Genomic DNA, 23,465 nt, shown 5'->3' on the forward strand with positions numbered 1-23,465 from the left:
TTACGCCATCTCATCTTGTTTAAACGACCGGGTCGCGCGGAACTGCCACAGCGCCAGACCCACCACGAAAATCGACAGCAAAATGGTGATGGTGGCGGCGATAGCGTACTGCGACGACGACATGGTGAGCTTGTAGATCCAGGACACCAGGATATCGGTGCCGCCGGCGTTCGATCCCGCTACCGCCGGCCCGCCGTTGTTGAACAGATAGATGATGTTGAAATTATTAAAGTTGAAGGTGTATTGCGTGATGATGATCGGTGCGATGGCATACAGCACCAGCGGCAGCGTGATAGTTTTCAGCCGCGTCCACGCGCTGGCCCCGTCCATGATGGCCGCCTCATAGAGATCGTCAGGGATCGCCTGCAGTACGCCGGTGGTCATGGCGAAAACAAACGGGAAGCCGAGCCAGGTCTGCATCAGGATCAGCGCCGTTTTGCTCCAGAACGGATCGGTCATCCACGCCTTTGGCGCGATGCCAAAGAAATCGAGAATGGCGTTATTGATCACCCCAAAGCTGTCATTGAACATGCCGGCAAACACCAGAATGGTGACAAAGCCCGGTACCGCCCACGGCAGAATAAAGATGGTGCGAATAAGCGGCTTGAAGCGCAGATCTTTCTGGTTCACCAGAATCGCCAGCATCACGCCGACGCTGCACTGTAGCGTGGTCGCCAGCAGCGTCCATACCACCGTCCACTGCAGTACGTCGAGGAAGGTGGAGCGCCATATCGACAGGGTAAAAATGTTGACGAAATTTTTAAAGCCGACCCAGTCCACCAGCTTCGCCGGCGGCGTGTGGTAAAGGTTGTAGTTGGTGAAGGCGATGGCGAAACCGAACAGGATTGGAAACACCACCACGAACACCAGCAGGATAAAACCCGGCGAAATCATCAGATAGGGAAAGCCGTCGCGCAGCAGCAGCTGATACTGCTGGCGCACGCTGTGCAGCGGCTGCCCTTCATCGCGCTTCACGCCGTTTAGCCAGGCGTCACGTACCGACAGCGCCCAGACCGCCACGCCGAAGGCGGCGATCAGCACGCTGATGATCCCCTCCGCCAGCAGGAAAATGGAGTTATCGCGCGGCACCGCTTCGCCCAGCGTATAAAGCCCCCATAGCCCTTCGCGCAGAAAGTCGTGGAAGACGCCGGCAAAGCTCCACAGCAATATCAGAAAACAGAGCCCTTTAGCCCACTGGCGGTGGTAAAACTGGCCGAAGCCAGGCAGCAGCGCTAACAGCGCGCCGGTCGTCGCATGACGACGCGGACGCTTAACGATTGCCAGATTTTCATCGGAAGAAATAGCCACACCCTGATCCTTATCCTGTACGGGTATCCCGCGAAACTGCATTACTGGTTGCTGGCCTGCATCGCTTCGATCTGCATCGAGATCTGCTTCACGGCGTTATCCAGCGCCGCTTTCGGCGCCTGCTTGCCGGAGACGCTCAGCTCCAGCGCGGCGTTGGCCGGCCCCCAGACTTCCTGCATCTCCGGCACGCCCGGCATCGCCGTCGCGCGCGCCGCCTGCACCGCCACCGCGTTCGCCTTCTCATCGTCTTTGATAATCGGATCGTTCATCAGCGCGGTGACCGGCGGGATCTCCTGCGTTTTCTGATAGCGCTCTTTCACGTACTGCGGCTGGTTGATAAAGGAGATGAACTTCTGCGCCAACGCCTGATCTTTACTCCAGGTGGAGACCACGTAGCCTTTCACGCCAAGGAAGGAACTCATCGGCTTGCCGTTGGGCAGCAGCGGCAGCGGCGCCACGCCATAGTTGATGCCGGCAGCCTGATAAGGCTGGAACGCCCACGGGCCGTTGATAACCGCCGCGGCTTTCTTCTCGGTAAACAGCGAGTCAATGGCGTTCAGGCCGTTATCGCCCATAATGCCGCCCGGCAGCAGCCCTTCGCTAAAGAAACGCTTCAGCCAGCTGACCGCTTCAACGCTGCCTGCGGTGTTAAGCCCTACATCCTGCGTATTGAATCCGCCTTTATCATCTTTGCCAAAGATATAGGCGCCCATCGGTGCCATCACGCCCCAGCTGTAGTAAATCTGATCGAATTTCGCCAGCAGGCCATACTGTTTCGCCTCGCGCTGCTTTTGCGAAAAAGCGCGATACTCTTCCAGCGATTTCAGCGGGGCCGGCAGCAGATCTTTGTTGTAGATCAGCACCAGCGTTTCAACCGCTTTCGGTACGCCGTAAACCGTTTTGTTCTGAGTAAAGGCCGCCATTGCCGATGGCGTGTAGGCGCTCTGCTCTGCCGCGTCTATTTTCAGCGGCGCCAGCAGCCCCTGCACCACGGCGCTGCCGAGCTGATCGTTAGGGATCACCAGCACGTCCGGGCCGATGCCCGCCGGGCCGTCAAGCCGCAGCTTCTCAATCTGCTGGGCGAACGGCATCTCCTGCACCTTGACCTCTACGCCGAACTGCTGTTGAAAATCGGCGATCGCCGTTTTAATGCCGTCCGATTTTTTAATATCTTCCCAGATGGTGAGCTGCTGAGCGGCCCAGGCCGACTGGTTAAGCATCAAAGCTGACAGGAGTAACGTAACGCTGGTTTTGATTTTCATTAACGACCTCATGTGAAGGTATGACATTTTTCGCTGTCACAGGCTGCGTTTCTTTCTGTAAATACATGCTGCACGGTGATATTGGCAGTATGTAATCCCTGAATAACGTATCGCATTGTTGCCATACGCTACGCGGAACTCCGCCTGCGCTCCAGCCTGTTCGCATCAATGTGTGATCGATATTACAGAAATCAAAAACAGCGATAGGGCACGCCTCAGCGGAACGTTATAGTCAGCGCAGTCACCATCAGGGCTGACGTGAAAATCAATGAGCTGTTATACGTAATACATTTTCAGCAGCCACCCCCTTTGCGATGAGGTTCCGCATGTCCAGCATCAGATTAAGAAACGTCACCAAACGCTTTGGTAAAACAGAAACGCTGAAAAATATCGCGCTCGATATCGAGGCCGGTGAGTTTGCCGTCTTCGTCGGCCCTTCCGGCTGCGGTAAATCGACGCTGCTGCGCCTGATTGCCGGGCTGGAGGAGATCAGCGACGGTGAGATTTTGATTGGTGATGAGGTGATGAATGATGTCGCGCCCTCCCATCGTGGCGTGGCGATGGTGTTTCAGTCCTATGCGCTTTATCCGCATATGACGGTGGCGGAAAATATCGGCTACGGCCTGAAAGTTAACGGCTTGCCGAAGGCGCAGATTCAGCATCAGGTAGAGATGGTGGCAAAAACGCTGCAGCTTGCCCATCTGTTGGATCGTAAACCGAAGCAGCTCTCCGGCGGCCAGCGCCAGCGCGTCGCCATTGGCCGCGCTATTGTGCGTAATCCGCGCGTCTTTATGTTTGATGAGCCGCTGTCGAACCTGGATGCGGAGCTGCGCGTCGATATGCGGCTGCATATCGCCAGGCTGCATCAGGAGCTGAAAACCACCATGGTCTATGTGACGCACGATCAGACAGAGGCGATGACGCTGGCGGATAAGATTGTGGTGATGAACTACGGCAAAGTGGAACAGGTCGGTTCGCCGATGGCGCTCTATTACAATCCGGTAAACCGCTTTGTCGCCGGCTTTATCGGCTCCCCGAAAATGAACTTTCTGCCCGCGCGCGTCCTGCAATGTGGCCCCGGCGGGCTGATCGCAAGCATCAACGACGGCGAACACACGCTGCCGCTGCCGGCGCCGGTGCGCCAGCTGCAGCCGGGCGAGGAGATTACGCTGGGCATCAGGCCGGAGCAGCTGCAGATCAACGGCGATGCGCCGCTGGCGCTTAACTTCCATTGCGAGGTGGTTGAACGGCTGGGCAACAATACCTGCCTGTTTGGCCAGAGCCATGGCCATGACGGCTTTAAAATGCTGCTGCCGGGCGATGTCCATTTCCGGCCGTATCAGACGCTGCGCCCCACGTTCTATCCGCACCACTGCATGGTCTTCGCGGCCGACGGCGCCCGCATTAGCGCCGATATCGCTATGCCGCAGGTCTGCGCTGCCTGATATCCACGGTTTAGCCCTCTCTTTATTTCGGCCGTATCAGGAAGGCTGGCAACGGTCTTCCTGATGCTGGGCGTGTGTAACGCGCCGGCCGTTTAATCCCCAGGCGGTGACTACGGCCCCTCTCATCAGCCGCATCGCCCAGTACCATTTCGCCGCGTCAGTGGCAGCCGTAATAGCCACAACAGATAACTCCGCATCTTTCATTGCTTTTAGCTGTATATATCGCCATCACCTAAACACTCATCATGATATAGCGCAGTAAAGCTCCCTCTTCAGCGTGCCATCAATACAGCATTGATAACAGACATGCGAAACTGTATGAAAAAAAGGCTCTGTTGGCTGACGCTTTTCGTTGCGTCCAACTCTATTGCAGCATTTCCTCTGGATAGTACACAGCTTACGCTTGACTGCCCGGCAAGAGGACGCGTTGAGGTGATGCTTCACCGCTATGAACATACCGAGGAATTATGGGGCAAAGGCCAGTTTGAAACGGGAAGCGGCCATACCCGCAAAGGGCCGTTGCTGATGTTGACATTCGCCAATCTGGACAGGATGGTGTATGACCAGCGTACCGACGCCTTCCTGTTCTGGTACGCCGGCTCGAAGACCTTTGTTAAATGCCGTCTCCTTAGCCAGAGAAATACCGCTCCGGTGGAGGTGCCTTATTTCAGTGAAAAGGCTGGCCGCCAGCCGCCATAAACGGGCGGAACACGGCCCACGCCATATCAGTATTGTAAAGCTACGCCTGATTAAAAGGTGACTTCAGCTCCCCTGTTCAGTCCGTTTTGTGCCGGAAGCGGACTTCTGCTCATCGATGATGAGCGGGTCAGGCTGCACAGAACGTTTAGCCAGTTTTTTTTGCAGTATGATGACCATTATGGGAAATCCAGCGGCGGCTACTATGCTAACAGCCAACAGTCTGTTTAGATTTTCCGTTGTTATTCCCAGGTCAGGTAGTAATAAGGAGGAGAGAAAGAAAGCGAGCGTTGTTATCAGGTACATAATGGCCGTCTGTAGTGAAGAAAAACTGGCGCGTTGTTCATCTTCAGGATACCGGACAGCAACCACAGATGCAGAAACAAGCCGGCTATATGACGCACCAATAAATAAAGTGATAAACAGATAGGCATTGTGATAGCCCATTACAGGGAGCAATAAACTTGCTACAAACAAAAGCGTTGAGATTGTCGCCAATGTCAAAACAGATAAACGCGAGGTCAAAATACCCGTTATTTTTGTAGACAGATAACCGGCCAGCCCCCGGTTAAGAACAACAGGTGTAACAGGGTTGGCTTTACCCCCATATATTGCGTCATTAATGGGATTAAAATGGGAATAATCAGCATTGGGCTAAACTGCACCAGTGCAGTACAAGAGGCGAAAAGTAAGGTTTGAGCATCAAGAGACAGACTGGCTTTCACGCCCGACAAAACCCTCTCTTTGGGAAGGGTAATGGCTATCAACGGTAAAGCTAACAGGCAAAGTGAACTGATTAACCACAGCGCAATATGCCAGCCATAGTGCGTAGATAAAAACAATATAACTGGCATTCCGACAATACTTACCATCGAAAATGATGCAATTACCGTTGCCACGCTTTTTCCACGTAAGTATGCTGGGGCTGCATTTATCAAAATAGCCATGCCTGCCCCCATGGTGGTGCCGCCAACCAATCCGGCACAAAAGCGTAGTGCCAGAAGGAAACCAAAATCAGTAGTGAGTGTGGAAAAAAAGGTGAGCGTTCCCAGCAGCAGCATATTCCTGATCAAGAATTGTTTTTTATTAAACCGGTCGATCCAATAAAAAGCAGCCATGCCAGAAATTACCGCGCCCAGCGTGTAGACACCAGAGACATAGCCGGAGAATGATACAGGAACCGAAAAGCGCTCTGCCATAAAAGCAAAAACAGGCGTTAACGCCATGTATTCCAGGGCATTAGTGAACTGGATAAAAGCCATGACCATGGCCATCCGCATAAGGGCTTTATGATTAAACGTCTGTGTGACCTGTGGCATAGTAAGCAACCATGAATGAAGGATGGCCAAGTTTAACCGCTATCAATAACGTTTATTACATGGTAAAAATGGCACTAATTATTATCATATATGGGATAATTAATGCGTCTGGCACTCGATTTTAATAGCCTGAAAGTGTTCATTGCTGTGGTTGAAAGAGAAAGTTTTGTTGGGGCATCAAAAGTCCTTGAAATGCCGACATCCAATGTGAGTCGCTCTATTTCTCAGTTAGAAGAGAAACTCAATCTTCAGCTCATTGAGCGCAGCACTCGGCATATGAAACTCACCCAAGCGGGGCACCTGCTCTATACCCGAGCGAAGCCATTACTGGAAGCGCTGGAGCAAACTGAAACCGAATTAACGCTGCGGCAAATGCAACTCAAGGGCCCATTACGTATCTGTATTCCTAATGAGATAGGGCCTGCATTGCTGGGTTCTGCGATTGCCGATTTCGCCTGTCAGTATCCAGACCTGGAGATCAGCTGTGTCACCAATCTGTCAGGTTTTGAATCCCTGCGAGATGATCTGGACTTAGCGATTATTATTACCCGTGGTCAGATGGATGACAGTGATTATATAGCCCGTCATCTGGTGACTATCCCCTGTACCATTGTTGCCGCCCCTTCCATCATTCAGCGTTATGGTATCCCTTCTCATATTCAGCAATTTACAGCATTGCCCTGTATTACTACGGTAAGCGCCCTGAAAGGCGCACCCTGGCAGTTTGTCAATAAAAAGGGAGAATTTGAGACAGTTAAGGTTAAAGGGCATTATCGGGTCAACAGCGGGGAGATGGCAGGACGTGCTGCATTATCCGGTGTCGGCTTTGCAATTCTTTCAAAACACGCCTGCCAGCCCTACATTAATGATGGGCAATTAATCGAAGTTGAGTTTGAACAATCGGCAGCCCCACTGCAATTGTTCGCACTTTATTCAGATCGGCGTTACTTGCCCGCTAAAACAAGAGCGCTCATTGATTTCATCCAACAGAAATTAAGCGATATAGCCTTAGCAACATAAGGTGGCATTAACGCGCCACAGAGGGTTCAGTTGGCTCAGCGACGCTCTACAAAGAAGCTTTTATGCCTCAATGCCTTCTTTTGGTCCTGTTCGGTATCTTTGAGTCGCAGCGGTTTTATTTAGCATTACAGGGTCACTTTGGGTTGTTGAAAAGGCCCGTTCAAAGGCAGTTTTTTCTAATGCCTGCATTTTGCGTACCACTTTCTTAACTGTCCGCTTTGTACCGGAAGCGGACGTTACTAGCTTAAGCTTCTCTTTAATCAATACGCAGCACACTATTTGCATCCCAGGCCTTCATCGCAAAGGATACCGAGGCATTAAGTTCTTCGCCTTTTGCCCCATCACGCGCTTGCGTTGACAGCCCTAATCAAAGCTGTGCAAATAGATAGCGAGCGCACGTGCATCGGTGTCGGCGGCCAGTTCACCCGAATCGATGGCTCTAAGGTCGTACTTAAGACACCCTGCGTGTCATTTCCCCCGACGCTGCTGGTGCTTATGGCGGCCGCATTTATCTGCGCTTATTTCGGTAAAAAGCATGCTTTCAGGCCAGGGCCCAGAAATCATTAAATCAATCAACGTCTGGAGGAGATAAGATAACGTCCAGCCTTAACATCACGCCGTGTCGCTGGACTTGCTGACAGGTCTGTCTGCCCCTCACTCATAGTGAACGTTGCATCTCTGTCATGCAGCTTTATGCCAGAAACATTCGTTGCTGACATCGTGTTATGGTAATTATTGGGAAAGGTTCGTGAGGTGGGCGGTTTGCCCGGTACAGGAACCGGCTGACGTTTAATCATTGCGGGGGAAGATGAATGACAAATGATTTAATTGTGCTTTCTGCTATTGGAGTCGCTATCCTTTTTGGCGCCATGAGCCCGGGAGTCAGCTTTCTTCTGGTTGCCCGCACCGCCATCTCCAGTTCGAGACGGGCGGCATTAGCTGTAGCTGCGGGAATGGGCTTTGGTGCGCTTATCTTTGCTGCCATTGCGTTAGCGGGCCTACACACCTTACTGACCTTGATCCCATCCCTTTATACAGGCCTAAAGATGGCGGGCGGTTGTTATCTGTTATGGCTTGCGTTGAAAATGTTTCGCCGTCCGTCAAACAGGCTTATCGATTCCGCCATAGTAGAGGAGGTCAGCGTCTCAAACGCTTTTTTAACAGGTCTCTTTACGCAAATCAGTAACCCCCACACCGCCCTGGTATTTGCCAGTATTTTTTCCTCAGCGCTTAGCGCGACTATTCAGCCTGCTATGTATATCATCCTGCCCTTAATGGCCTTTACTATCGATGTGTGCTGGTATGCCGTCGTCGCATATTTATTATCCACGGATGGGCCGCGTCTGGCTTACATCAAATACCGGAAGGTGATTGATAAATTAAGCGGAGGAGTGATGGCATTTCTGGGAATACGGCTGCTGTTAAAGTGATTTCGCCCATGACAGTTTAGTCTATCGCGATGACAGATGACGTCAGCTTATCGCGGACTTTGTTTTCTGGCATCTTCGCTTAGTGCCAGCGGCAGAGGGCCATGATGAATAGGGCAAACATAATTGATGGGGTAAAAAGGCCTGGCTGCACAGTCACGGCGCCTGTACTGTTAAACAGCTTCGGCGCACGCTGTTTCATTTAAACAGGGCAGCTTGTGGGTTAAACGCCTTAAAAGCATCATCTACCGGCTGATAACCCAGAACTTCCTTTGTACGGGACAGATCAAATCTTTTAAAGCGATTATTTGAAATTCCGTAGCCGATGAAAAAATTAATATTTTCAGCTTCAACAGCGCCGGTTATCAAATTTACCGCATCCTGCGGGCTAAGCCAGGCGCTGTAATCTCTGGCGGTTTTAAGCGCATCCGCATCTTGATGTTCAAAAGCGCCGATCCTGAGCGCTACGCAGGAAAGCCCATGCTGAGTGGCGTAAAAGGAACACAGCGCCTCACCATAGCATTTCGTAACGCCGTAAATATTTGCAGGGGCAACCGCCATCCCCGGATGGATTTGCCTGTCTACCGGGTAACCTTCAATTGTCTGGGCACTGCTCGCAAAGACAAAGCGCTGGCAGGTTGTGGTAGCTGCGGCTTCAAGCAGCCATGTCACGGACAGAATATTCGCTGGCAGCAGCTTGTCAAATGTCGCATCCGCGTCAGGAATGCCTGCCAGATGGATTATCACGTCCGGCTCTGCCTCAGCCAGAAGTTTCTTTGCCGTTTCGGGTAGCGAAAGGTCAGCCTGAAAGAACTGGTGCGGAGTATCGATCGCATAATCCGGCCTGTTAAGATCGGTCAGTATAAAGTCATAGGTTGTGCGCATTGCCTGGAAGTAGGTTCGTCCTATACGGCCGCTGGCACCTGTAAGCAGTATCTTTTTTGCTGTCATTGCATCAGGATCCTCGTTTCAAAAAAGCCATGGTTGTGGGGCTATCAAAACACGATAAAACCGTATCATGGTGGCCTTAAAGTAAATGTGACATGACTGGGTTGTATCGAATCCTGATATGCGATCCTCTCCACGCTCCCTTTCACGTACGTCCGCTTTTGCTCATAACGGCCATCGAAACCGTCACACCGGTGCTGAACAGGTGGCCAGGCGTAATATCCGTCCAGCCCGGTGCTTCTGTGATTGCCGAGTACGGTGTCCTTTCGCAGTAGATTTTGGCTATGCTCGCGCAGCAATCCGGGAGATATATTGTTTTAATTTCAAAGAATTAAAAAATCAGATATCTTACGCCAATCTCCGCCACTTGCCTTTCCCCTGCTCCTTTGATGTCCTTACGTCCCCTTTTGCCCCTTTCGGTGTGTTAGCGTCGCAGCGATTTGTTCAATATCGCAGGGTCACTTTGGATAGTTGAAAGTGATGGCTTAAAAAAGGTGCGTCCTGACGTCTTTATTCTGCACAACGCTGTCTGCCGTTGCCCCAGCCGTCCGCCTTGTGCCAAAAGCAGGGGCAGTTATCTGATATGGCGAATTCCTGCTCTTCACTCAGCAAGACCCACAAGTTGATTAACCAGATACCGCAAATCTTCTTTCGCCTCCTGGAAACCTGACGCAGTGGGCTTAACGCTAAGTAGATCGGCATAGCCATTCACAGCAGCGCCTATCATACGGGCGGTACGCGCAACATTGACTTGCCGGTAAAGCCCCGGCTAACGCCGGCCGCGATGATGCTTTCTAAAAGCCTAATCCACCTGTTCATGTTGTTTATTGCCAATTCGGCATAAGCCTGATCGTGCTGTGCCTGGGTCCAGACTGAGTTGTATAGCTGCCAGTCAGCATCATGGGTGGCAGGCAAACTGGTAATAAAAGTATCCAGCGCGACATCCGGAGCAAAATCGGCGATAGCATCTTTGAAAGCCTCAAGATCGGCCAGCATGAAACGCTCAACGGCCTCCAGTCTGAGCGAACCCCAGTCCCGGAAATAATGATAGATATGGCTGCGTGAAATACCGAGGTGTTCGGTAAGTTCCCGCGTGGTCACTTTATCAATGCCTTTTTCAATAAAAAGCGCGATCGCACCGTCCAGGATTTGTATCCGAAGGTTCTCGGCCGACATATTTTCCCTCATTCCCCTGCGTTGACTTTGAGCAGACGCTCAAATAGACTCATTTTGACTTTGAGCAACTGCTCAAGCATACCCTAAACAGAAGTTAAACATGCTTATATTCAAAACGCCAGCAGCCCCTGCGCCTGCCCGCAGCGCCCTTCATACTCTGAAAATATTGGGCCTGCGGCATTATAAAAAACTGCTGCTCACTTTCTTGCTGGTCATTGCTGAGAACGTAATGTATCTCTCCTACCCGCTTCTGGCGGGGTTTGCCATCAATGCCATTATTTCGGGTCAGGCGCTACACGCTGTGTTATACGCCGGCATGGTGTTTACCATGTGGGCCATCGGCGCCGCGCGCCGCAGCGTAGACACCCGCACTTTTGCCCGTATCTACGCTGAACTGGCAGTGCCGGTGATCCTGACTCAGCGCAGCGAAAACCCTGGCGCGTCAACCATTGTGGCGCGCGTAACGCTGTCGCGCGAATTTGTGGATTTTTTTGAGAAGCATCTGCCGATACTTATCACCTCCGTGGCGTCGATTACAGGTGCCGCCGTAATGCTACTGGCGATTGAGTTCTGGACCGGCATAGCCTGTATCGCAATCCTCGTTTTCTTTGGCTGCTTTCTGCCCGGCTTTACGCGTAAAAACGAAGCGCTGTTTGTGCGTGTGAATAACCGACTGGAAAAGGAAGTGAGCTTTGTCAGCACTGCCAGAGCGCCTGCGCTGGCGAAGCATTACGGCGTGCTGGCCGGTCTGCGCATTCGGCTTTCCGACCGTGAAGCAACGGGTTATCTGGCAATTGGTTCAGTAACCGCGCTGCTGTTCGCCATGACCATTATATCTATGACAGTAAATGGCGTCCGCGACGCTGGCCATATCTACTCGGTCATGACCTATATGTGGATGTTTGCCATGAGCCTGGATGACGGTCCGCAGCTGCTGGAAAAATACTCTCAGCTCAAGGATATCGGTCGCCGCGTTAACACCGGGCAAATCTGAGCATAACGCACTGATTACCTCTTCCCGTTTCACCACCGGACATTCCGATGCCGCAATTCTTTATTGAAAGGCCTGTTTTTGCCTGGGTTGTAGCCCTGTTTATCGTGCTGGCAGGTGTCATTGCCATTCCGCAGTTGCCTGTGGCGCAATATCCCTCGGTAGCCCCGCCGACCGTCAGCATTACGGTAACCTACCCCGGCGCCACGCCAGAAACCATGAATGATTCGGTAATCTCGCTGATCGAGAGAGAAATCTCCGGCGTTGACAACATCCTCTACTTTGGATCTTCAAGTGATACCTCAGGCACTGCCAGCATCACAGTGACCTTTAAACCCGGAACGGACATCAAGCTCGCTCAGGTTGATGTACAGAATAAAATCAAGGTGGTTGAATCCCGACTGCCGCAAACCGTACGTCAGAACGGCCTGGATGTGGAGGCGGCCAACTCTGGCTTTTTGATGATCGTCGGGCTGCGTTCACCCACAGCTCACTACACGGAACAGGATCTGAGCGACTACTTTGCGCGTAACATTTCGGAAGAGTTAAGGCGCGTTCCGGGCGTTGGCAAAGTTCAGCTGTTTGGGGCTGAGAAAGCGATGCGCGTGTGGCTGGATCCGATCAAGCTGTTTAACTATAAACTCTCGGTCAGTGACGTCACCACCGCGCTGAGCCAGCAGAACGCTCAAGTCGCACCGGGCAGAATTGGCGATGAGCCGACGCAGCCCGGACAACGTGTCACTTATCCTCTTACGGTACGAGGGCAGCTCAGTTCGGTGGAAGATTTCCGCAATATCACGTTGAAGGCATTGAATAATGGCTCGCGCGTCCGGCTGGCTGATGTCGCGCGCGTGGAGCAGGGTCTGCAAAGCTATGCATTCGCTATTCGCGAAAACGGCCATGCTGCCACCGCCGCGGCGATCCAGCTGGTACCCGGCGCCAATGCCGTCAGCACCGCTCAGGGGGTGCGTTCACGGCTGAACGAACTTTCAGCTGTGCTGCCGCAGGGTATGGCCTTTTCGGTGCCGTTTGATACCGCGCCCTTTGTGAAGCTGTCGATTGAAAAGGTAATACATACCTTTATTGAAGCCATGGTATTGGTATTCCTGGTCATGCTGCTGTTCCTGCAGAATTGGCGCTACACGTTTATTCCGGCAATTGTCGCGCCGGTGGCGCTGCTCGGCACATTTACCGTAATGCTGATAAGCGGTTTTTCCATCAATGTGCTGACGATGTTTGGCATGGTACTGGCTATCGGCATCATTGTTGACGATGCAATTGTGGTGGTGGAGAGCGTCGAGCGCCTGATGGCGGAAAAAGGCCTTTCACCGAAAGAGGCCACGCGAGAGGCCATGCGTGAGATCACACCGGCGATCATCGGGATCACGCTGGTACTTACCGCCGTGTTTATTCCGATGGGATTCGCCGCTGGCTCGGTTGGCGTTATCTATCGCCAGTTTACGCTTTCCATGGCCGTTTCTATTTTGTTCTCGGCTTTCCTTGCGCTGACCCTGACCCCCGCACTGTGCGCTTCGCTATTGAAGCCGATTGAGCGGCACGGTAAGGAAAAGAAAGGCTTTGCGGGCTGGTTTAACCGCCGTTTCAGTGCCCTGACGAACCGCTATGAGCGCGGGCTGCATGTCACGCTGCGGCGCGGCGGCCGCGTTATGCTGATTTATGCCGCACTGTGTGCGGTCATGTTTATGGCCTACCCGGCGCTGCCTTCATCTTTCCTCCCCGACGAAGATCAGGGCTATTTTATGACGTCGGTCCAGTTGCCGTCAGATGCCACACAGGAAAGGACCCGTCATGTGGTCGATCGGCTTGAAAAAGCCATCATGGCAAGACCCGGCATTGACAATAATATCTCCATTTTTGGCTTTGGTTTTTCCGGCTCCGGTTCGAATACGCAATGGCCTTCACCACATTGAAAGAGTGGGACGAACGACAGGGTGCGACGGCTGATGGAGAAGCAGAACGCGTACAGAGGGAAATGCGTAACGATCCCGAAGCCATCGTGATGAGCCTGATGCCGCCTGTCATCTCCGATATGGGTACTTCATCAGGTTTTGAACTCTACCTTGAAGACCGTGCCGGCCGCGGCTATGCAGCATTGTTGCAGGCGGCCTCGACGCTGATGGAGAAAGCCAACCACAGTGGCGCGGTCAATGACGTCTACATTGAGGGTTTGCCCGCGGGCGTGAGTGCTGCTCTTGAGGTGGACAGGGAAAAAGCGCAGGCGATGGGCGTCAGCTTTGATGAGATCAATCAACTGCTGTCAGCCTCGATGGGCTCAAATTACGTCAATGACTACGTGGATAACGGACGTGTGCAACAGGTTATTGTGCAGGCGGATTCCGCTTACCGCATGCAGCTGGCGGATTTGCTCAAACTCTACGTCAGGAATGCGTCGGGCGAGATGGTACCGCTGTCGGCTTTTGTTACAACGCACTGGAGCCAGTCGCCGCAGCAGCTCAATCGTTACCAGGGTTATCCGGCAATCAAAATCACCGGCAGCCCTGCCGACGGCTACTCCAGCGGAGCAGCGATGGCGGAAATGGACAAACTTGCGGCATCTCTTCCGGCAGGCTATTTCGCTGAGTGGACTGGCGCTTCGCTGCAGGAACGTAGCTCAGCGGCTCAAATGCCGCTGCTGATAGCGTTATCTGTTCTGGTTGTTTTTCTGGTGCTTGCCGCGCTGTATGAAAGCTGGTCAGTGCCGCTTTCAGTGATACTTGCCGTTCCGCTGGGCATGGCTGGCGCGTTGCTGGCAGTATTTATCGCAGGTATGACCAATGACATTTTTTTCAAGGTCGGTATGATCACCCTAATCGGCCTTTCCACCAAAAATGCCATCTTAATTGTAGAGTTTGCCCGGCAGCTTTATGCACAGGGTAAACCGCTGCTCGAGGCAACAAAGGAAGCAGCCCGATTACGCCTGCGGCCAATCATCATGACATCACTGGCTTTTACGCTGGGTGTGGTGCCACTGATGCTGGCGACCGGTGCCAGTAAGAGTACCCAGAATGCGATTGGCACCGGTGTTTTTGGCGGGATGATCAGTGGCACACTGTTGGCCATCTTCTTTGTGCCGGTGTTTTTTGTGATTATCATTTCCGCTGTTCAAAGGCTTAGCTGCTTGCTAAAGGGTCAATAAGGCGTGATCGAAGCCTCAGGGCAGGCCTGAGGCTAAAGGAAAGATTGCAGAACCGACTACTGGCATTGATCTGGGTTTCTAAATCTTAGCCTGCCGGTTGCTACAGCCGCTTTTCGCTTATAGCGGACATGGACACATCAGTCCGCTTTGCGCCAGACGGACATTCACATACAGGCCGTTACAGGCGCCGTTAATGAAGGCTCTTGTCAGAAAGACCCGCCTGATAGCGGGTCTGTGATACTCTTATTTTACATGTAAAAGCCGGTGCAGAAGAGAGGTGATTTTCAGTTACGTTAATTCTGCTGGTAAACCCTTTACCGCTTTACGGGGTAACAGACGGGAAACAACCAGCCCCGCAATCTGTCCGGCCGCAGCAAAATAAAAAGCGAGCTGTAAGGCATTTTCCAGGCTGCTCACAGAGGTTTCCTGCTGCAGGCTCTCAGCCCCGCTCCCGGATAGCGCTATCAACACAGCAATACCAATAGCATTACCCACATTCAGCGTTGTAGAAGCCATACCTGAAGCGATCCCCTGCTCGTTATGCGTTACGCCTGAGCCTGCCGCTATCCACATTGCCGTCCATACTATCCCCTGTCCTGCTCCTGAAATTATCAGTCCCGGCATTATGTTCGAATAAGATGCACCAGAAAATGCTGCCGGTGCCAGAGCCAGCGTACCCGCAATACCCATTAAAAAGCCTATTAGTAATGTCGTGCGCACCGGCAGCCGATTTGCGAGCCTGGCTCCCAGCTGCGTTCCGGCAAAGATTGCCAGCGAAGGGATAATAAAGGCCAGACCTGTCTGTAAAGCGCTGTACCCCATAACACGCTGAAACAGAACCGTCAGGAAATAAGGCAGAGCGCCAAAGGTGCCCATATAAATGAATGTCATCGCCATGCCTGTCATCAGATTGCGGTTTCTGAATAACCGTAACGGCATCAGTGGATCATGACTACGGGCCTCAATAGTGACAAATGTTAGCAGAGAGATAGCGGCCAGACTTAGAGAGAAAAGAATATGGCCTGACAGCCAGCCCTCTTCAGGCCCCTGGACCAGGGCGTATACCAGCAGGGTGGCTCCCACCGTCACCGTTACAGCGCCTGGAAAATCAAAACTACGGCGCTTATTCCGAAGGCTGTCTTTCGGTAAGACAAAAAAAGCAACACAAATTGCGATGGCTGCCAGTATAACGTTGACGAAAAAGACTGACGGCCAGCCATATGTACTGGTAAGTATTCCTCCGGCCAGCGATCCCAGTGTCAGACCACTTGCGCCTGCGCCGCCCCAGACAGCCAGTGCCCGATTCCGTGAAGGTCCTTCCTCAAACAGTTTGTTTATCAGTGACAGCGTGGATGGAAAAAGTAATGCGGCACCTATGCCTTGCAGGGCTCGCGCAATGACAATAACCGCAGGCCCCACGCTAAACCACCAGCAAGCGAAGAAAACGCATAGAGCCACAATGCGCAAATAAATACGCGACGTTGCCCCAGTAGATCGGCAGCCCGACCGCCGAAAAGTAAAAACCCCCGCAACATACGGTATAGGCACTGACAACCCACTGGAGAGTCTGCTCTGAAAACCCCAGCCCGGCACCAATTTCCGGCAGAGCCACAAATACAATATTTATATCCAGTGAGTAAATAAGCTGGGCGAACGCCAGCAGCGCAAGGCTCCAGTGCTGTAAACGTCGGGCACCTGAATCCATTGTGGGTATGGCCATAGAACAATCTCCGTATCAATTTAGAAAAAGCCAATGTACGAGTACATTCGTACTTTCAATGTATGTATGTACTCGTACATTAGTCAACTGATAAAATTTAAAGTAGGATGGGGATATGTTAACAACCCTATGGAAAAACCGATGCTTGCTAACCACCCTGACAGAGAACATATTCGTCTTGAGAACGTGCTGACCGCTTTGGGAAATCCATTACGCCTCACGGTGGTACGCGTGCTTGCCGGCGGAGGCGAGCATGCCTGTAGTGCGGTGCTGAGTGGTATTCCCAAATCGACGCTAACACATCACTGGCGTGTATTACGCGACAGTGGTGTGATCTGGCAGCGACCATTCGGGCGAGAAAATTTATTGTCGCTGCGTCGGGAAGATCTCGATGCGCGTTTTCCCGGTCTCCTTGATGTCCTGTTGGGTGCAGTTAAAAATGACGCTCTCACACAAGAGTCGACAACAAAAAATCTTCCTGAGCCATCTTCAAAATAGAGGTTTATTTTCATATGGTAACGGAGAAATTTAAAACCAGTGAGGAAAGGGGCATGGAGGGTATCGAGAGGAGAATAAGAATCGCTGCAGGGCAATTTGCGCCGGTACGCGGCTGTATCGATGACAATATGCGTTATCACGAAATGCTGATTACGTCTGCGGCATCCGCAGGCGTTAACCTTATCATTTTCCCTGAGCTTTCTCTGACGGGTTATGAACCAGAAATGGCTGAAGGACTGGCTCTGGCTGATGAAATCCGTCTGCGCCCGCTTCAGGTATTGTCTGACAGATACGATATGACGATTATTGTGGGTGTACCGCTGCGTGTTAAAGAGGGAAAACCGGCCATTGGCGCCTGTGTAATTTCTGCCAAACGCTCTGTCTCCTATTACCGAAAAATGCATCTTCATCCTGGGGAGTCCGACTATTTTTCAGCGGGCGATACTGAGTGTGTTTTTAAGGAAAGAGGATTTAATGTAGGCGTGGCCATATGCGCAGATGCGGGGCAGCCAGTACATGCCGAACGCACGGTGCAGCGGGGTGCTGAAGTATATCTGAATTCCGTTTTAAGCGCCGGCGGGTTTGATAAAGATTCAGGGCAGCTGCAAAACTACGCCAGACTTTACGCCATGCCCACGCTGATGGCCAATTACAGCGGCCCGTCAGGTGGCTGGAAACCGGTCGGAAAAAGCGCCGCATGGAATGCTAAAGGTGAACTTATTGCTCAGGCGCCGGAGAATAGTGTTGCTCTGGTCATCATGGACCTACAAGATGGTGGGTGTACCGGACAAGTGATCTGCCTCAGTAAATAAAAAGATAGGGCGAAGGCTTAGCACGTCTCTTTTAAAATGCGCCGGAGGTGACCTGTTCGGTAAAAGAGAGGTGCTTTTCCCTTTCAGAGAATCACTGTGCTGTGACTTTATAGCATGAAGGATGGACGTCTGCTTTTTGCTTAAAGCGGACAAGAAATGTCTCAAAGCAACTGACGGCTATCAGGTATAAGTTGAGAGTTAAAAGCAAATATCAGCTGCCTTAAAGCCGCACGCCAAAAACTAGCGGGCGGAAGATAAACCCATAGCGATCAGGCTCCCCAAGCCCCCCTTTTTGCTCCTCCCTTTTTGCCCCTTTCGTTTTGTAAAAATCGCAGCGATTTGTTCAATATCGCAGTGGCACTTTGGATAGTTGAAAGTGATGGCTTAAAGAAGGTGCGCCCTCACGTCTGCATTTTGCGCGCCGCTGTCTGCCGTTGTCCCAGCCGTCCGCCTTGTGCCAGCAACGGCCCCTGGGCGCAACCGGACATTTAACCTGGTGGGTTCTTTTATTTATGAAACTCGATGTTAAACCAGTGAGCAAAAGCCATATTACATTGAACGCTGGTCTCCTCTGAGAACTCCTGATGGCGAGAGTTTTACAGACGCACCTGCTGCTTTGCAAACCCATAAACCCATACCGGCGGGCTTACAGCTACCTCGCCGGAGGTTGCTGAGTAGTGGTTATGAAAGGGAGAGTTGCAGAACTTCACCGCCCTCTTGCGCAAGGCGTGCTAAGTAATGCGACGCATCCAGAATCTGATAAGGAAAGTACAAGCCAGGCGCGATAGGTAGTTTTCCATCCAGCCCAATCAATCGCTCAAGAAGCAAGGCTATTCCCATTCCAGTCAGGGGAGCAGCACCGCCAGGATGCACGACCGCATGTCTGTTTCGAAGCGCCTGCCCGGTGTGATCAAGGCCAGCAATATCAAAAATGATTTCCGTTGATAATGGCCCACCTTTACGTCTACTCGAACTGACACCCTGACCCAGGTCGAACTGTATGTTGCTCGCTCCTGTCGCGGCTGCCAGTCCGGCTACGTCGATCGATGAAAAGCCGGAAGCATTAATTTTGCTGCCGTCCAGCGCTGAGAAAACCGTTTTTGCATCATCCCCTTCTCGCCATATCCAGTTCCCCTCACGGCGCGAAAGAGCGGCAGGCATTAGGTGGTTCAGATATTTAAAATCTTCAGCGACCGCCGGCCCACCTGTATCCTGCTCATCGACCAGCGCACCAATGCGAATTTCATCGACCTGAGCGAAGGGTTTCGTCAGATGGAGCGCCGGAACCGTTGTGGCGCCTACCAGCCATTCATAGCCAAGCACCACCGCCGAAGCAGCCGGTGCATGCATGAAACGTGCTATTTCAGGAGCAATTTCAAACACCCCTGATGAGATACTCAGATGCGGTATCCCCCGCGCCTGAGCAAAGCGCAATCCGGCGAGTGAATGATCTTTATAGAGAACCACCACCGCACTGACTTGCTTCTCTCCCAGACCCAGCTCTGCAGAGTTCATATCGGGCACGATAGCTTGCGCGTTGCCCATTTCGGCTGCCGCACGCTGCGCTTTGACAAAATCCCGGCCGCCTATCAGGAGTGGAACATCCGGATAAGTCGCACGTAGCGCCCGCGCAGTCTGCTGACCAATAGAGCCTGAACCACCCAATAAAAGTATAGGATTAAATGACATATGCGTATTTCCTCTTTTATGTGATAAGCTACTAATAGTAGGAAAGGTAGTACGCATTGCGGAATTAATCTACTTTTAGTAGGTTAAAGAATTTTTTAGTGGCTGGATAAATACAGAATGATAAAAAAAAAGAACGCCCCTCTCTCCTCATCGCCGGTAAAAAGATTAACCAAAGCCGAACGGCGCCAGCAGCTTCTTGAAACCGCGCTTCTGATCGTACGAGAGGAGTACCTGGATAGCCTGACTCTGGGACGGCTGGCCGAGCGTGCAGGCGTTTCCAAACCTGTGGTCTACGATCATTTCCCCACCCGCTCGGCGCTGCTAATCGAACTCTATAAATGGATCGATACTGAGCGGGTCAGTACCTTCGCTGAAATGATGTCCAAAACTCACAAAAATGCTCAGGAAACCACAGAAATCCTGGCAAGCGCCTACATCCTTTGTGCCGCAGATAAAAAAGGGGAATTCCACGTTATTGGTGCAGCGCTGGCAGGTAGCGAAGAAAAAACGCGCGTTTTTCAGGAGTTGCTGGATAATTGCGTCGCGATGTTTGTCTCTGTGCTGGCACCTCATGTTGATATATCGCCTAAATCGTTGCAGCAACTTTGTATAGGGCTTGTTGGCGCTGGAGAAGCGTTGTCCGTGGCGATTTCGCGTGGACATATGCAGCATGAGGAGGCTGTAGAGGCCTTCACAACGCTTATCAACGGTATTGTACAGCCGGGTGTAAGGTGAAAAGGATTAGTCCCTGCCATATCATCTGATATGACGACTAAGATGTTGGCGATGTTCGCTTTTCGCTCATAGCGGACATTGATGCCGCGCAAGTCTGCTTTGGTACAAAGCAGACTTAACTTGCTTTAAAAGAGATTCATTAAGGGGTAAAAGCATAAAGAGGTGGATACAACGGCTAATGAACGTGCCGGTTACAGTTCCATCCTGACAAGATAAATGTGCATTGGTTTTCGCTCATTACTGACATCAGTCTGCGTGTCGGCCAGCTTCTCACTCAACTCTGACCCTATCCACAGATCCGACCGCACAGGACCTGATGCGCTACGCCTGATGCCCTACGTCCCCGAATCCCTTAACGATCACAAGACGCAGCGCCCCTGGCCCACCCGATCCGGCGCGTGCGGCATGGCTATATTTATCTGTCACTGTTTTTTTAAGCTATAGGTTTGGCGGTCAAACCGGAGGGTAGCGGATACATGCAGAACGTTAACTTCCTGAACTGATGGTTGGACCTGCCGCTGGTTGCTTCAAATGAACGTTGCTGAAAGTATTAAGCGCTTCATTGCAAAATCGAAAGGTGTTATGGTGAGAGGGCTTAGCCATTAACCCAATCACCTTTTCTGGCAGGCTTGTTGCTCTCGAATCGATGCGGGGGCATTCTCCCTCTAATGCGCTGATTAAGCAGCCCTTCTGTGCTTTCTTACACCCTAATGCGGCGCGCTCGATAGCGTCCGTGAGCGATTTCTCGCAAGGACATTTCACAACATTAGCTCTGCTGATACCAAACCTGAGTAAAGTCATTCGAGGACGAATGGCCTGCTTGCTAATGCAATGAAGGTTCATATTGAACAAAAAAATGTCTGATAACGTCGTGGATGCACCAGTTTCTCAGATCGTTATCGAAACGGCGGAGTCATCTTCGGCGATTGTCTTACAACCAGAATATGCCACTCCTCAAGAAGCTATCGGAGCGATGTCTATAGCGTTAATTAAATCTGGTAAGTGCATAACATTTAACGAAATTCAGCTGATGCTGATTGTCAGGTTAAAGCTGGCTTCTGAGCAGTCACAAAAAGATATTTTACGTGAAGCTCTAATGTTGATAACGAATAAATCATTATATTAACCGTAGCTATTGGCTTGATATGGTCTTTTCTCAAACCATCGCAGCCAGCGCATCGTTGCTCCCAGATAACAGGATGATTCTGTATAGAACTGTGTTTCTTACAGAGCGGTTTTAAGAGCCTGATTACATTGCATCCAAATATGCTCAGCTAGGGTCTCAAGGTTTGATAGCGAAAGATTGCTGATATTCCCTGTTTTCGCCCGCCTGAGCGGGCTTTTTCTACTGCAGATGCTGGCTCAGACGCCCTCCTCCGATGACTGCGCCGAAACGGCCCTTTACCGATGTGCCACTCCCGATCCGCCACGCTCCTGCCTCCCTCACTCATCACCCGACACCGCGCCGTCAGGCTCACCAGTTCAGGCGTGTGCGGCATATCTGTATTATCTGACACAACTTCTTTTTACTCTACGGATATCGTTTTCCCTCACCGGGACGGGCCGCCCGAAGCGCAGCCTGTGTATTTTCTATTGATACCCCACCAGCAAAACCTGTACAAAAACCGTACTATTTCCTGTGCGGCATGGACGACGATGGAACGCAGCTGTAAAACATGCTGGCATTCGGCGGCGTAATCCGTACCATACGCGCCATACTTATGCATACAGGCGTTATCTGCCGGTGCTAATCCGTCATTTATAGCTATCAGATAGGGCATAAGAACGCGCTAAGGGCGTATGACACGACTTCGCAGGGCTGAAAAAATGCTCGTCGCGCGGGTGGAGAGGCTGAACACCCGGCGGATGCGATGAAAACATCCCCCTTACCGGTCCCCTGCTGGTTTCCGAGACACGAAAAAGATGCAAGAAACGCAAACGAACAGCAAAAAAGAACAATACAACCTGAATAAGCTTCAGAAGCGCCTGCGCCGCAACGTGGGCGAAGCGATCGCTGATTTCAACATGATTGAAGAAGGCGACCGCATTATGGTTTGCCTGTCAGGCGGCAAAGACAGCTACACCATGCTGGAGATTTTGCGCAATCTGCAGCAAAGCGCGCCGGTGAATTTTTCCCTGATAGCGGTTAACCTGGATCAGAAACAGCCGGGCTTTCCGGAGCATGTGCTGCCGCAGTATCTGGAATCGATCGGCGTAGAATATAAAATCGTCGAAGAGAACACCTACGGCATCGTCAAAGAAAAAATCCCGGAAGGCAAAACCACCTGTTCGCTCTGCTCACGCCTGCGTCGCGGCATTCTCTACCGTACCGCTACCGAGCTGGGCTGCACCAAAATCGCGCTGGGTCATCACCGCGACGATATCCTGCAGACGCTGTTTTTGAATATGTTCTACGGCGGGAAAATGAAAGGCATGCCGCCTAAGCTGATGAGCGACGACGGCAAGCATATCGTTATCCGTCCGCTGGCCTACTGCCGCGAAAAAGATATCGAGCGCTTCGCCATTGCGCGCCAGTATCCGATTATTCCGTGCAACCTGTGCGGCTCGCAGCCGAACCTGCAGCGTCAGGTGATCGCCGATATGCTGCGTGACTGGGATAAACGCTATCCGGGACGCATCGAAACCATGTTCAGCGCGATGCAGAATGTGGTGCCTTCCCATCTGGCCGATACCGCGCTGTTTGATTTCAAAAGTATTCAGCATGGCAGCGAAGTGGTGGACGGCGGCGATCTGGCGTTTGACCGCGAAACCCTGCCGCTGCAGCCGGCCGGCTGGCAGCCGGAAGAGGACGATATCGCTCCTGGCGCGCGTCTCGATATTCTGGAAATTAAATAGTGTTGAACGCCATACCGGCGATAACCGGTATGGCGTCTGCCTTATCGCATTACATGTGCGGCGGCGGGTCGAGGATAGGTTCCGGATCCGGCGAAGGGTCGGGCTGCGGCTGGGGTTGCGGGATCGGCTCTGGAATCGGCACGGGATCGGTCGGCACAGGATCGGAAGCGGAAATCTGATGGGGCGTCCACATAGTCAGCATACTCTCCTCCTTATTGGCTCAGTTCTTTAAGCGTAGAGGAGTTTGCCGTTAAATGGCGAAGCGGCAAAAAAAAGCCGGCGTTTAGGCCGGCGTCGTACGAATCAATTGTGCTATGCAGTAATTCAAAAAAAAGGAAGTAAGACAATATGGAGCGCAACGCCCATCGCTTGACGTTGCATTCACCTGCGAGAGAGAGTTTGCCCC

At 52.0% G+C, this 23,465-nt stretch carries 18 protein-coding genes and 2 pseudogenes; 11 read left to right on the forward strand and 9 right to left on the reverse strand.

Annotation, left to right across the window (positions count from 1 at the left end):
* Together C2E15_RS10910 and C2E15_RS10915 are read right to left on the reverse strand one after the other, a co-directional pair.
* Nucleotides 1–1,308 (reverse strand): carbohydrate ABC transporter permease, encoded by a 1,308-nt coding sequence (locus tag C2E15_RS10910; RefSeq protein ID WP_104959154.1) that lies wholly within the window; start codon nucleotides 1,306–1,308, stop codon nucleotides 1–3.
* Nucleotides 1,309–1,349: 41 nt separating this feature from the next.
* The gene (locus tag C2E15_RS10915; RefSeq protein WP_104957388.1) at nucleotides 1,350–2,570 is read right to left on the reverse strand and encodes an extracellular solute-binding protein; all 1,221 of its coding nucleotides are present in this window, start codon (nucleotides 2,568–2,570) and stop codon (nucleotides 1,350–1,352) included.
* Nucleotides 2,571–2,896: 326 nt separating this feature from the next.
* Between C2E15_RS10915 and C2E15_RS10920 the strand changes: the two genes are divergently transcribed.
* Nucleotides 2,897–4,015 carry an ABC transporter ATP-binding protein gene (locus tag C2E15_RS10920; protein WP_104957389.1) on the forward strand — a complete coding sequence of 373 codons (1,119 nt, stop codon included), beginning with the start codon at nucleotides 2,897–2,899 and terminating at the stop codon, nucleotides 4,013–4,015.
* 318 nt (nucleotides 4,016–4,333) lie between these two features.
* Nucleotides 4,334–4,714 carry a hypothetical protein gene (locus C2E15_RS10925; protein WP_104957390.1) on the forward strand — a complete coding sequence of 127 codons (381 nt, stop codon included), beginning with the start codon at nucleotides 4,334–4,336 and terminating at the stop codon, nucleotides 4,712–4,714.
* Between the two features lie 63 nt (nucleotides 4,715–4,777).
* On the opposite strand, the pseudogene C2E15_RS10930 reads toward C2E15_RS10925, so the two are convergent.
* Nucleotides 4,778–6,030 (reverse strand): annotated as a pseudogene (locus tag C2E15_RS10930) (MFS transporter).
* 102 nt (nucleotides 6,031–6,132) lie between these two features.
* Here C2E15_RS10930 and C2E15_RS10935 point away from each other — a divergent pair.
* Complete coding sequence (locus C2E15_RS10935) at nucleotides 6,133–7,050, forward strand: LysR family transcriptional regulator (protein WP_104957391.1); 918 nt, start codon at nucleotides 6,133–6,135, stop codon at nucleotides 7,048–7,050.
* A gap of 812 nt (nucleotides 7,051–7,862) precedes the next feature.
* Nucleotides 7,863–8,480 (forward strand): LysE family translocator, encoded by a 618-nt coding sequence (locus tag C2E15_RS10940; RefSeq protein ID WP_104957392.1) that lies wholly within the window; start codon nucleotides 7,863–7,865, stop codon nucleotides 8,478–8,480.
* A gap of 195 nt (nucleotides 8,481–8,675) precedes the next feature.
* Here C2E15_RS10940 and C2E15_RS10945 read toward each other — a convergent pair whose 3' ends face one another.
* Both C2E15_RS10945 and C2E15_RS10950 read right to left on the reverse strand, forming a co-directional pair.
* A complete protein-coding gene (locus C2E15_RS10945; RefSeq protein ID WP_104957393.1) occupies nucleotides 8,676–9,428 on the reverse strand; it encodes an NAD-dependent epimerase/dehydratase family protein in 753 nt (250 codons plus the stop codon).
* Nucleotides 9,429–10,148: 720 nt separating this feature from the next.
* Nucleotides 10,149–10,601 (reverse strand): TetR/AcrR family transcriptional regulator, encoded by a 453-nt coding sequence (locus tag C2E15_RS10950; protein ID WP_245912247.1) that lies wholly within the window; start codon nucleotides 10,599–10,601, stop codon nucleotides 10,149–10,151.
* Nucleotides 10,602–10,701: 100 nt separating this feature from the next.
* Here C2E15_RS10950 and C2E15_RS10955 point away from each other — a divergent pair, with 100 nt between their 5' ends.
* Both C2E15_RS10955 and C2E15_RS10960 read left to right on the forward strand, forming a co-directional pair.
* Nucleotides 10,702–11,595 (forward strand): ABC transporter six-transmembrane domain-containing protein, encoded by an 894-nt coding sequence (locus C2E15_RS10955; protein ID WP_104957394.1) that lies wholly within the window; start codon nucleotides 10,702–10,704, stop codon nucleotides 11,593–11,595.
* Between the two features lie 47 nt (nucleotides 11,596–11,642).
* Nucleotides 11,643–14,749 (forward strand): annotated as a pseudogene (locus C2E15_RS10960) (multidrug efflux RND transporter permease subunit).
* 288 nt (nucleotides 14,750–15,037) lie between these two features.
* On the opposite strand, the gene C2E15_RS10965 reads toward C2E15_RS10960, so the two are convergent.
* Together C2E15_RS10965 and C2E15_RS22015 are read right to left on the reverse strand one after the other, a co-directional pair.
* The gene (locus tag C2E15_RS10965) at nucleotides 15,038–16,168 is read right to left on the reverse strand and encodes an MFS transporter (RefSeq protein WP_245912248.1); all 1,131 of its coding nucleotides are present in this window, start codon (nucleotides 16,166–16,168) and stop codon (nucleotides 15,038–15,040) included.
* 1 nt (nucleotide 16,169) lies between these two features.
* A complete protein-coding gene (locus tag C2E15_RS22015; RefSeq protein WP_245912249.1) occupies nucleotides 16,170–16,469 on the reverse strand; it encodes a hypothetical protein in 300 nt (99 codons plus the stop codon).
* 141 nt (nucleotides 16,470–16,610) lie between these two features.
* Here C2E15_RS22015 and C2E15_RS10970 point away from each other — a divergent pair, with 141 nt between their 5' ends.
* Nucleotides 16,611–16,967 carry an ArsR/SmtB family transcription factor gene (locus tag C2E15_RS10970; protein WP_104957395.1) on the forward strand — a complete coding sequence of 119 codons (357 nt, stop codon included), beginning with the start codon at nucleotides 16,611–16,613 and terminating at the stop codon, nucleotides 16,965–16,967.
* A 53-nt stretch (nucleotides 16,968–17,020) separates the two neighbouring features.
* Nucleotides 17,021–17,779: a carbon-nitrogen hydrolase family protein gene (locus C2E15_RS10975; RefSeq protein ID WP_167391860.1), complete on the forward strand. Its 759-nt coding sequence runs from the start codon at nucleotides 17,021–17,023 to the stop codon at nucleotides 17,777–17,779.
* 681 nt (nucleotides 17,780–18,460) lie between these two features.
* Here the strand turns inward: C2E15_RS10975 and C2E15_RS10980 are convergent.
* Complete coding sequence (locus tag C2E15_RS10980) at nucleotides 18,461–19,468, reverse strand: Rossmann-fold NAD(P)-binding domain-containing protein (RefSeq protein ID WP_104957397.1); 1,008 nt, start codon at nucleotides 19,466–19,468, stop codon at nucleotides 18,461–18,463.
* A 117-nt stretch (nucleotides 19,469–19,585) separates the two neighbouring features.
* On the opposite strand from C2E15_RS10980, the gene C2E15_RS10985 reads away from it, so the two are divergent.
* The 3 genes from C2E15_RS10985 to ttcA all read left to right on the forward strand — a co-directional run bounded on the left by C2E15_RS10985 (nucleotide 19,586) and on the right by ttcA (nucleotide 23,059).
* On the forward strand, nucleotides 19,586–20,203 hold the full coding sequence (locus C2E15_RS10985; RefSeq protein WP_104957398.1) for a TetR/AcrR family transcriptional regulator: 618 nt from the start codon (nucleotides 19,586–19,588) through the stop codon (nucleotides 20,201–20,203).
* A gap of 856 nt (nucleotides 20,204–21,059) precedes the next feature.
* Nucleotides 21,060–21,329, forward strand: coding sequence for a biofilm development regulator YmgB/AriR family protein (locus tag C2E15_RS10990; protein WP_104957399.1), 270 nt, complete (start codon nucleotides 21,060–21,062; stop codon nucleotides 21,327–21,329).
* A gap of 797 nt (nucleotides 21,330–22,126) precedes the next feature.
* Nucleotides 22,127–23,059: a tRNA 2-thiocytidine(32) synthetase TtcA gene (gene ttcA / locus C2E15_RS11000; RefSeq protein WP_104957400.1), complete on the forward strand. Its 933-nt coding sequence runs from the start codon at nucleotides 22,127–22,129 to the stop codon at nucleotides 23,057–23,059.
* 49 nt (nucleotides 23,060–23,108) lie between these two features.
* Here the strand turns inward: ttcA and ynaL are convergent, their stop codons facing one another.
* Entirely contained in the window at nucleotides 23,109–23,261 is a 153-nt protein-coding gene (gene ynaL, locus C2E15_RS21685; protein WP_167391806.1) for a proline-rich small protein YnaL, read from the reverse strand.
* Between the last annotated feature and the right edge of the window lie 204 nt (nucleotides 23,262–23,465).

The sequence above is a fragment of the Mixta gaviniae genome, from assembly GCF_002953195.1.
Classification (GTDB): domain Bacteria; phylum Pseudomonadota; class Gammaproteobacteria; order Enterobacterales; family Enterobacteriaceae; genus Mixta; species Mixta gaviniae.